This window comes from Escherichia sp. TW14182, assembly GCF_000208525.1.
Classification (GTDB): Bacteria; Pseudomonadota; Gammaproteobacteria; order Enterobacterales; family Enterobacteriaceae; genus Escherichia; species Escherichia ruysiae.
Genome location: NZ_AEJZ01000389.1, coordinates 1 through 9,031 on the forward strand (window position 1 = coordinate 1; position 9,031 = coordinate 9,031).

The window sequence follows — 9,031 nt, forward strand, 5'->3', positions numbered from 1 at the left end:
CCTGATGCGCTACGCTTATCAGGCCTACAGCGTGAATTATAATTTATTGAATTTGCACATTTCTGTAGGCCAAATAAGGCGTTAACACCCTAATTGGCAATAACAAGGTACTTTTTGTCGGCAATTTGCATAAGAAAGGGATACCCGGTTTAACTGTGTGGATTGTGTCTTGCGACGACCAGCACTAAATGTTAAAAGGAGCCCCTCAATAAAAAAGACACACAGGGGAAAGGCGTGAAAAACGCGTCAACCGTATCGGAAGATACTGCGTCGAATCAAGAACCGACGCTTCATCGGGGATTACATAACCGTCATATTCAGCTAATTGCGCTGGGTGGCGCCATTGGTACAGGTCTGTTTCTTGGCATTGGTCCGGCGATTCAGATGGCGGGGCCGGCTGTATTGCTGGGCTACGGCGTTGCCGGGATCATCGCTTTCCTGATTATGCGCCAGCTCGGCGAGATGGTGGTCGAAGAGCCGGTATCTGGTTCGTTTGCCCACTTTGCCTATAAATATTGGGGACCGTTTGCAGGCTTCCTCTCCGGCTGGAACTACTGGGTGATGTTCGTGCTGGTAGGAATGGCTGAACTGACGGCTGCGGGCATCTATATGCAGTACTGGTTCCCGGATGTTCCCACCTGGATCTGGGCTGCCGCCTTCTTTATTGTCATCAACGCCGTTAACCTGGTGAATGTGCGCTTGTATGGTGAAACTGAGTTCTGGTTCGCGCTGATTAAAGTGCTGGCGATTATCGGCATGATCGGTTTTGGCCTGTGGCTACTGTTTTCTGGTCACGGCGGCGAGAAAGCCAGTATCGATAACCTCTGGCGCTACGGTGGTTTCTTTGCCACCGGCTGGAATGGGCTGATTTTGTCGCTGGCGGTGATTATGTTCTCCTTCGGCGGTCTGGAGCTGATTGGGATTACTGCCGCTGAAGCGCGCGATCCAGAAAAAAGCATCCCTAAAGCAGTGAATCAGGTCGTGTATCGCATCCTGCTGTTTTATATCGGTTCACTGGTGGTTTTACTGGCGCTCTACCCGTGGGTGGAAGTGAAATCCAACAGTAGCCCGTTTGTGATGATTTTCCATAATCTCGACAGCAACGTGGTAGCTTCTGCGCTGAACTTCGTCATTCTGGTAGCATCGTTATCGGTGTATAACAGCGGAGTTTACTCCAACAGCCGGATGCTGTTTGGCCTTTCCGTCCAGGGGAATGCGCCGAAGTTTTTGACTCGCGTAAGCCGTCGCGGTGTTCCGATTAACTCGCTGATGCTTTCCGGAGCGATCACTTCGCTGGTGGTGTTGATTAACTATCTGCTGCCGCAAAAAGCGTTTGGTTTGCTGATGGCGCTGGTGGTGGCAACGCTGCTACTTAACTGGATTATGATCTGCCTGGCGCATCTGCGTTTTCGTGCGGCGATGCGACGTCAGGGGCGTGAAACCCGCTTCAAAGCTCTGATGTATCCGTTTGGCAACTATCTTTGCATTGCCTTTCTCGGCATGATTTTGCTGCTGATGTGCACAATAGATGATATGCGCTTGTCAGCGATCCTACTGCCGGTGTGGATTGTGTTCCTGTTTGTGGCGTTTAAAACGCTGCGTCGGAAATAAGGCATTCACGCTACATCCGACAAAACGATGTCCGCTCTCATCCATTCGATGAGAGCGGTTTTTTTAATTACTGCTTAAATGCACCCGCCAGAGAGCGAATATCATTGCCGGTTGGCGACTGATGAAGTCGCAGACCAAACTCTTCGACAATCGCAAATATGTGATCGAATATATCAGCCTGAATGCTTTCATATTCCAGCCACACTACGGTATTGGTAAACGCATATATCTCAAGCGGTAAACCATTATCGCCCGGTGCAAGCTGGCGTACCATTAAGGTCATATCTTTACGAATACGTGGATGGTTACGTAGATATTCGTTCAGATAGGCACGAAATGTTCCAATATTCGTCATTCGGCGCAGGTTTAATACTGACTCCGTAGACCCTTGCTGGCGGTTCCACTCATTAATTTCCTGATGGCGGCTGGTTAAATAAGGCTTTAACAGATGCGCTTTATTCAGCCGCTGCATTTCGGTTTCATCAAGAAAGCGAATGCTGGTGACATCAATACTGATACTGCGTTTAATGCGTCGTCCACCAGAGGCTGACATTCCGCTCCAGTTTTTAAAGGAGTCAGAAACCAGAGACCAGGTGGGAATAGTGGTAATGGTATTGTCCCAGTTACGTACTTTGACGGTGGTTAAACCAATATCGATCACCGCGCCATCCGCGCCGTATTTCGGCATTTCCAGCCAGTCGCCCAGTTTCAGCATATCGTTCGCGGAAAGCTGAATACCTGCCACCAGACCAAGAATCGGATCTTTAAATACCAACATCAGCACGGCAGCCATTGCGCCAAGACCACTGATCAGAATGGTCGGTGACTGACCAATCAGCAGCGAGATCATCAAAATGCCGACCAGAATAGCGCCGATCAGCTTTATCCCCTGAAATATCCCTTTCAGCGGTAACTGTTTTGCTGCCGGGAATTTCTGCGCCAGATTTAAAATAACATCCAGCAACGAGAAGACTGAAAGCAGCGCATACATCATGATCCACAACTGTGCGCAGGTGGTCAGAATATCAGCCGCTTCGGTGCCTTTTTGCAGCCAGAATACCGCCTGAATATTGACGATAATCCCCTGCAGGGTAAAAGCTAAACGGTGAAATAGTTTATTCTGGGTAATGATTTGCAGCCACAGCCGTGAACTGGCAATGGCGCGTTTTTCGAAGGTACGTAATACCACCCAGTGCAAAATAATATGCACTACAACGGCGGTCAGAAAAATAATACCGAAAATCATCACCATTGAGGTGGTGTGATCAATCTCAATACCCGCTAAATCTTCAACCTGGGATATTAAATCCTGCATAACGTCTCCTGTATACAACAGCGGACTATGATGACGGCTGAAACAGGGTTATGCAAATCAGGAAAATCTGATGTGAAATAGCCGGGATCAGTTCCCGGCTATAAAGGAGAATTACACTTCAGTTAAGGTGATACTTTGCGGCAGACGAGATTTTGGCAGGGTAGCGTTAAAATCTTCCACGCTGTGATGGCCTACCGGTACGACCACCAGACTGGTGTAACCTTTCTCTTTCAAACCAAATTCTTCATCGAGGATCGCCGCGTCAAAACCTTCGATTGGCACCGCGTCCAGACCCAGTGCCGCAACGCCCAGCAGGAAGTTACCGACGTTGAGATAAACCTGTTTTGCCATCCACTCTGCATCATCATGCAGATCTTTACGGTGCATATCGGCGAAGAACTTACGGCCTTTATCGTTCGCCGCTTTGGCTTCCGGCGTGGCAAAGCGGCCGTCAGCATCTTCCTGGTCAATAACCCGTTTCAGCCATGCATCGTCCATTGCGGTTTTCGCGCAGAACACCACGACGTGCGAGGCATCAAGTATTTTACGTTCGTTGAACACGTAATTGTCGGCGGCGGATTTAGCGACACGCGCTTTACCTTCTTCCGTGCTGGCCACAATAAAATGCCATGGCTGGGAGTTGGTGCTGGATGGGCTGTACTGGAGCAGGGTTTTGATCTGCTCGGCTTGTTCCGGGGTAAGTTTTTTGCTGGCATCAAATGCCTTAGTGGAATGACGCTTTAGGGCGACAGAAATGATATCCATAAAGACTCCTTGTGAAAGATGTTTGTGTGCCAGCAGATTACAAGGATCGAAGTAAAATGGTAAGCGAGAAAAATGCGCTATAGATTTCCGCTTTAGTCTGGACGTATTCTTTTTTGATCGCGTTTAGCCAGGCCATCAACCACTAAGTTCCACGAATCGTTAATCAGATCGCTGAGCAACGATTCAGAGATTTCGTCGCCGGGATACACCGAAATCCAGTGCTTTTTATTCATGTGATACCCAGGCTTAATGCTCGGGTATATTTGCTGATTTAACAGGGATTTTTGTGGATCGGACTTCAGATTGATAAAGGGGACGCCGCGCAGTTCTGACGACAGCATAAAAATCTTGCCGCCAATTTTAAAAACATCGAACTCCGGGCCAAAAGGCCAGCAAAGCTCGACAAAGGGTAACTCAAGAGCCAGGCGTTTCGCCGTTTCGTGCAGTGATTGCTTATCCATAAACGTTCCTTTAGGCGAAGGAGAATAAGCAAAGTATGCCGCGAAGTTCGGCGATAATCGACGTTTAATCCGCTAGCGAGAACCAGCGTCGCCAGATAAAGCGCAGAACAAAATACTCAATAGCGCCCAGCACTAAAAACCACAGGCAAAACAATAAAGTGTAAAGCTGGCTAAGATCCATCAGATGAAACATGGTCACCAGTTTTTGTGCCAGCGTCAGCCCCAGTGCGGGGGCGGGCAGCAGCAGGCAAGAAAGGAAAGCCATCAGCAAAATGCCTGCTGCTGCGGTCAAGGTTTCTAAGGGGTGTTTCATAACATTGTTAAATGTAAGTTAAAACACCATTGTCGGGGATATTTCTGCGTAACGCAATTCTCCGCTTAGTCTCCAGCCCAAATCTCACAATGCTTTTTCACCAGCCCAATCAGCGAGCCGCCATCGGTGACAAAATCTCGCATCAGCTGCGCTTCATTCAGACCGCTGATAACCTGGCGGTGCAGTGCTTCAATTGCACTGGATGCGCCAATTTTATGTGCAGAAGGAGCTATTTTTTCCAACAATCGCAAGGTGTCTTCTGTCAGTGGACGACGATCGCCGGTGTGCGGATCGGTAACGACGCCTTCCAGACCATAACGGCAGGCCTGGAAACGGTTGAATTTATACAGCAGATAATCTTTCTCCTGATGTTTGAACGGGCGTTCCGTCAGCAACCAGTGGGCGGTGGCCTGAATCAATCCCGCCATATTTACCGCATGGCTAAGGGTTAACGGGGTATCCATCACCCGAACCTCCACCGTGCCAAAATGAGGGCTAGGGCGAATATCCCAGTGCAGATCTTTAATGCTGTCGATCATCGTGGTGTAACTCAGGCAGCGAAACAGGGCTTCAAATTGTTGCCAGTTACTGACCCACGGCATTGGACCATTATCGGGAAAGGCAGAAAAAATATTCGGTCGTGAGGAGGCAAAACGTGTATCCGTTCCCTGCATATACGGCGATGCGGCAGAAAGGGCGATAAAGTGCGGTACAAAGCGTGATAAGCCGTGCAGCAAATAAATAGCGTCATCACCACTGGCGCAGCCAACGTGAACATGCTGACCAAAAACAGTCGCTTGTTGAATGAGATAGCCGAAGTTCTCCAGCGTCCGTTGATAACGTTCGTTATCGCACACCTCCTGACGCTGCCATTTCTGAAACGGGTGCGTACCACCGCCGCAAATTTCCAGATGATGGTCTGCGGCTGCCTGCAATACGACTTTCTGCATCGCTGAAAATTGCCCGGCAGCCTGGTTGATATCACGGCAAACATCCGTCGCCAGTTCCAGCATACTTTCGGTGATATCGTGCTTCACCTCCCCGGCAGTGATCTTGCTTTTTACCGCGTCAATCAGCGTTGAAGAGTCCTGGCTAAGGTCATATCCCGGAGGATTAACCACCTGCATTTCCAGTTCAATACCGAGGGTAAAAGGTTCAGAGACATGAAAATCGGGTAATGGCATAGGTTTCTCTTATGTTGGCGTTTTCATTCCAGTATAGAAGTGTCAGCGGCAGGGCGAGATGCGGAAGTTCTGGAATGTTTCTTTTTTTGGTGATGGTGAACTGATTGTGACAGAAGCAATTTGGCTACTTTTGCAATGTGACAAGTAGCGGCAGAGCTGGCTGGCGGCGAAGAATTTTGACGATTGGGGCGTGCAGAAAAAAACTGGCTCAGCTTCGGTTGATCAAATGAGTAGTGTGAGAAGTCCGGAACAGGATTTACTGTATAAATAAACAGATATTTTGCTAAGGAAGGGTAAGATAACAGCGGGTGCCTGAAGCTTTCCGGTTTCAGGTTTACTCTGAGGTCTGGAAAGATGAAGCCCCAGGAGATATTTCTATCAACCCTGGGGCTGCCACTCCAAACCCAACAATTTGGATGGTAGTCCCTTCTTCGCATGGAGGCAATATAAACATGCTGACGAAATATGCCCTTGTGGCGGTCATGGTGCTGTGTTTAAAGGTAATTTTTATCCGGTTTATTCGGAGCAATAGTGATTGCAAGCGTATCAAGAAAATTCTTATAGAACTGAGCAATTTGTTGCCAGAATGACGATACAACCTGATCCAGAAGTAATATAGAACGCCCGTCGCAAACTTGGGGAGTATGCAGAACATGGAATGCCTGAGAAGGATAACCACTCCAGTCAACGGCAATGACGCACAACGTAAGGTCTCGGGGCTGAAACCGGGTAATATTATGAAAAATAGCCGGGATATCGCGGTGTAAAGCGTCATTGCCTGGCAGGCGATCGATGAGCTTAATCTTGTTTTAACCTGAGCATTACCTGGCATATACCGTCCAATGCTGGTAAGGATGAGGGATGCGTCCCGACTAAGCGCAGCAGTGGCGTCAAGGATGGCATTCTGGCGGTACTGATGAAATGGAGTCAAATCATCACGGAAAAACTTTTGGCATGATGAGCGAACGGGCATAGAGGTGATCTCCTGAATTGTTAGCACAACCAGTCGACCACAAAACTCTATGCCCGTCTTTTTTACCCGCCTATTACTGAGGATTTCTCCGTACCATTACCGGCATTTGTTATCTTTCATTGCTACATACGTCATCCCCCAACAAAGCAATGCTTTATAATATTATCGTAATGTCTTATTTTTTATTATTGCGATGGCTTTCTGAACATTTTATAGTGTTAGGTGTAAATCATTTATATTGATTCACGATAGGAGGATATGGACACCACACTTATTTTATGTCACTCAAGAAACACTTAAAATTCGTTGCACGTGTTATTATTCTATTAAATAATTGCACATAATAGATTTTTTCTATTATGTAATAAAATAAAACACTATTAGATACTAGATATGCTAATAGTTTTATACTCTAAATAATTCGAGTTACAGGTAGTGTATAAGTGAGTTCCCAAGAGCTTGCATAAGTAAGTGACTGAGGGAGCGTAAGTGCAGTACATGCAACTTGTTGCATGACAAATATATTATCTATTAACAATAAGAGGTTACAATGAAGAAATATATTTTAGTATCTCTGATGGGATTAAGTTTGAACGCATTTGCGGGTGGCAGCGGCTGGAACCCAGACAAGGTAGACCCGAGCCGTTGTGTTATGGCTACGGGGTCAGGTCCTACCTCTGCGGGTTATATGGTATACCGAACGACTGACTCAGTGTGTATGCAGGGTATAAATGAAGGAAAAGTGAAAGGTGTCCATATTTATGATGGGCATCATGAGTTCAATGATGGTACTGTTGACACGTTTAGCGGTAATGTTACCCCAATATCACCTTTGACATTAAAAACTGATGTTCAAAAAGTTAATAAAGTTGGCATCAAACGCTGGTGGTATAAAGCTAGCTGGATTAAATAAAAAATACCTTGCCAAACGTTAATAAATAACTTAAACACATCGAATGCGAATCTTTGCATTCGGTGTATTTTTTTCAAAAAAATGATTGTGTTTTTTTACATTAAAGATGCTTTGCAAAATATTGCTGAAAATAAAAAGCAAATTTTCACATTTGTGATTTTTTTAACACTTAGTTTCATCGGTATAACAATTACTGATTCGTTGATTTTTAGTGTTTCAAAAAAAGCAGAAGAAGAGCTCAAAACTTATGGTGACAATGTTATTTCTATTGACATCTATAATCAAAAAAACATTAATGAGGTAATGCAAGTATTATCTCCTATATATAAATCATTATCATACTCAAAAACTTATATATTCAATGGCGGTCAAACACCTTACGATGACAAACCTTTATCAGTGACAGGTATTGATGCACTAGGTTTATCCATAAATAAAATAACCACCAATAACATGGAATTTAATGGAGATGTTGCTATTGTTAGTGAGGATAGTCCATATTTACACAATGGGATTGTTTTCCTTAATGGGATACCGTTTAAAATTATTGGCGTAATTCCAAAAATGAAAATGGACTTCCTGGACAGTCTTGGGTTATCGAAATATCAGAGCAACAATCAGCTCTTTATCCCCTTAAGTACATTATTCAGATTCAAGCTAAGCAGTAACATTGACAATGTTAAGATAGTGTTAAGTGATAAAGTTAGCGAAAATGATATTAACACAACAAAAAAAACGCTTGGTGAGGAAAAAATACCAGAATACAATATTATAACAGCTCTTGATGTAAGAAGCACCGTCGACAAAGTGTTGAATAGATTCTCCATATTAACAAACACTATATATATAATGTTGACATTGTTTGCTGCGGTTATATGTATTGTGTTGTGTAAACGAACATTTTCTTCCCGAAGCACAGAATTTGCACTAAAAATTATCCACGGTATAAAACAAAACTCGATAATTCTCGTTGTCATCATAGAATCAATGATTACATTAGTAATTTGTTTATTCAACTCATTGGTCGCTTCTTATTTTATTATGTTATGGATGTCTCAAATGCTATCTACAGATATTAAAATAAGAGTTGTAATGATTTCATTATCGTTAAGTGGCGTGCTGTTAATTTTTCTATGTTCGAATATATTTTTTGGAAAATTGTTTTTCAGAATAAACCCTATATATTTAATTAAAGGTCGCCAGCAATGAGATTTTTATCAAAGTCTGTTGTTCTGTTTTTTTGTGTTTATATGGTAACTCCATATGCCAAATCTCAGGAATGCATTATGGATGATTACTTCAATAAGACTAATATTTTTTCTTCTTATATTCTGGAACAAGAGCATAATAAGATCGAAGAATCTAATAATGTTGCCTCACTTTTACCAAGTATGTCTATTGGTTTGGGGCAGTATATTAATAATAATAAGAGGTTGTCTACTTTCGGGGATAGTGATATATATTTCTCTCTTTCACAGGATATATTTTCTGCATAT

8 protein-coding genes and 3 pseudogenes are annotated in these 9,031 nt (G+C 44.3%); 4 read left to right on the forward strand and 7 right to left on the reverse strand.

Annotation, left to right across the window (positions count from 1 at the left end):
• Nucleotides 1-234: 234 nt before the first annotated feature.
• Nucleotides 235-1,611 carry a phenylalanine transporter gene (pheP, locus tag EQY_RS0122240; protein WP_000786333.1) on the forward strand — a complete coding sequence of 459 codons (1,377 nt, stop codon included), beginning with the start codon at nucleotides 235-237 and terminating at the stop codon, nucleotides 1,609-1,611.
• A 67-nt stretch (nucleotides 1,612-1,678) separates the two neighbouring features.
• Here the strand turns inward: pheP and ybdG are convergent, their stop codons facing one another.
• From ybdG to EQY_RS27070, 7 genes and pseudogenes are all read right to left on the reverse strand, one after another.
• Complete coding sequence (gene ybdG / locus EQY_RS0122245) at nucleotides 1,679-2,926, reverse strand: mechanosensitive ion channel YbdG (RefSeq protein ID WP_001153137.1); 1,248 nt, start codon at nucleotides 2,924-2,926, stop codon at nucleotides 1,679-1,681.
• Between the two features lie 111 nt (nucleotides 2,927-3,037).
• Nucleotides 3,038-3,691 carry an oxygen-insensitive NAD(P)H nitroreductase gene (gene nfsB / locus EQY_RS0122250; RefSeq protein WP_000351447.1) on the reverse strand — a complete coding sequence of 218 codons (654 nt, stop codon included), beginning with the start codon at nucleotides 3,689-3,691 and terminating at the stop codon, nucleotides 3,038-3,040.
• Nucleotides 3,692-3,783: 92 nt separating this feature from the next.
• The gene (locus tag EQY_RS0122255; protein ID WP_000360944.1) at nucleotides 3,784-4,152 is read right to left on the reverse strand and encodes an MmcQ/YjbR family DNA-binding protein; all 369 of its coding nucleotides are present in this window, start codon (nucleotides 4,150-4,152) and stop codon (nucleotides 3,784-3,786) included.
• A 64-nt stretch (nucleotides 4,153-4,216) separates the two neighbouring features.
• Complete coding sequence (locus tag EQY_RS0122260; protein ID WP_000682508.1) at nucleotides 4,217-4,465, reverse strand: DUF1158 domain-containing protein; 249 nt, start codon at nucleotides 4,463-4,465, stop codon at nucleotides 4,217-4,219.
• A 65-nt stretch (nucleotides 4,466-4,530) separates the two neighbouring features.
• Nucleotides 4,531-5,649, reverse strand: a complete 1,119-nt coding sequence (locus tag EQY_RS0122265) for a YbdK family carboxylate-amine ligase (RefSeq protein WP_001130672.1) — start codon at nucleotides 5,647-5,649, stop codon at nucleotides 4,531-4,533.
• Nucleotides 5,650-5,857: 208 nt separating this feature from the next.
• Nucleotides 5,858-6,133 (reverse strand): annotated as a pseudogene (locus EQY_RS27360) (hypothetical protein).
• A gap of 34 nt (nucleotides 6,134-6,167) precedes the next feature.
• A pseudogene (locus EQY_RS27070) lies at nucleotides 6,168-6,622 on the reverse strand (IS4 family transposase); the annotation flags it as partial.
• A 550-nt stretch (nucleotides 6,623-7,172) separates the two neighbouring features.
• Here EQY_RS27070 and EQY_RS0122280 point away from each other — a divergent pair.
• From EQY_RS0122280 to EQY_RS0122290, 3 genes and pseudogenes are all read left to right on the forward strand, one after another.
• Nucleotides 7,173-7,535 (forward strand): hypothetical protein, encoded by a 363-nt coding sequence (locus EQY_RS0122280; RefSeq protein ID WP_000760021.1) that lies wholly within the window; start codon nucleotides 7,173-7,175, stop codon nucleotides 7,533-7,535.
• An 81-nt stretch (nucleotides 7,536-7,616) separates the two neighbouring features.
• Entirely contained in the window at nucleotides 7,617-8,744 is a 1,128-nt protein-coding gene (locus EQY_RS0122285; RefSeq protein ID WP_000634716.1) for an FtsX-like permease family protein, read from the forward strand.
• A 77-nt stretch (nucleotides 8,745-8,821) separates the two neighbouring features.
• Nucleotides 8,822-9,031: pseudogene (locus EQY_RS0122290) on the forward strand (TolC family protein); the annotation flags it as partial.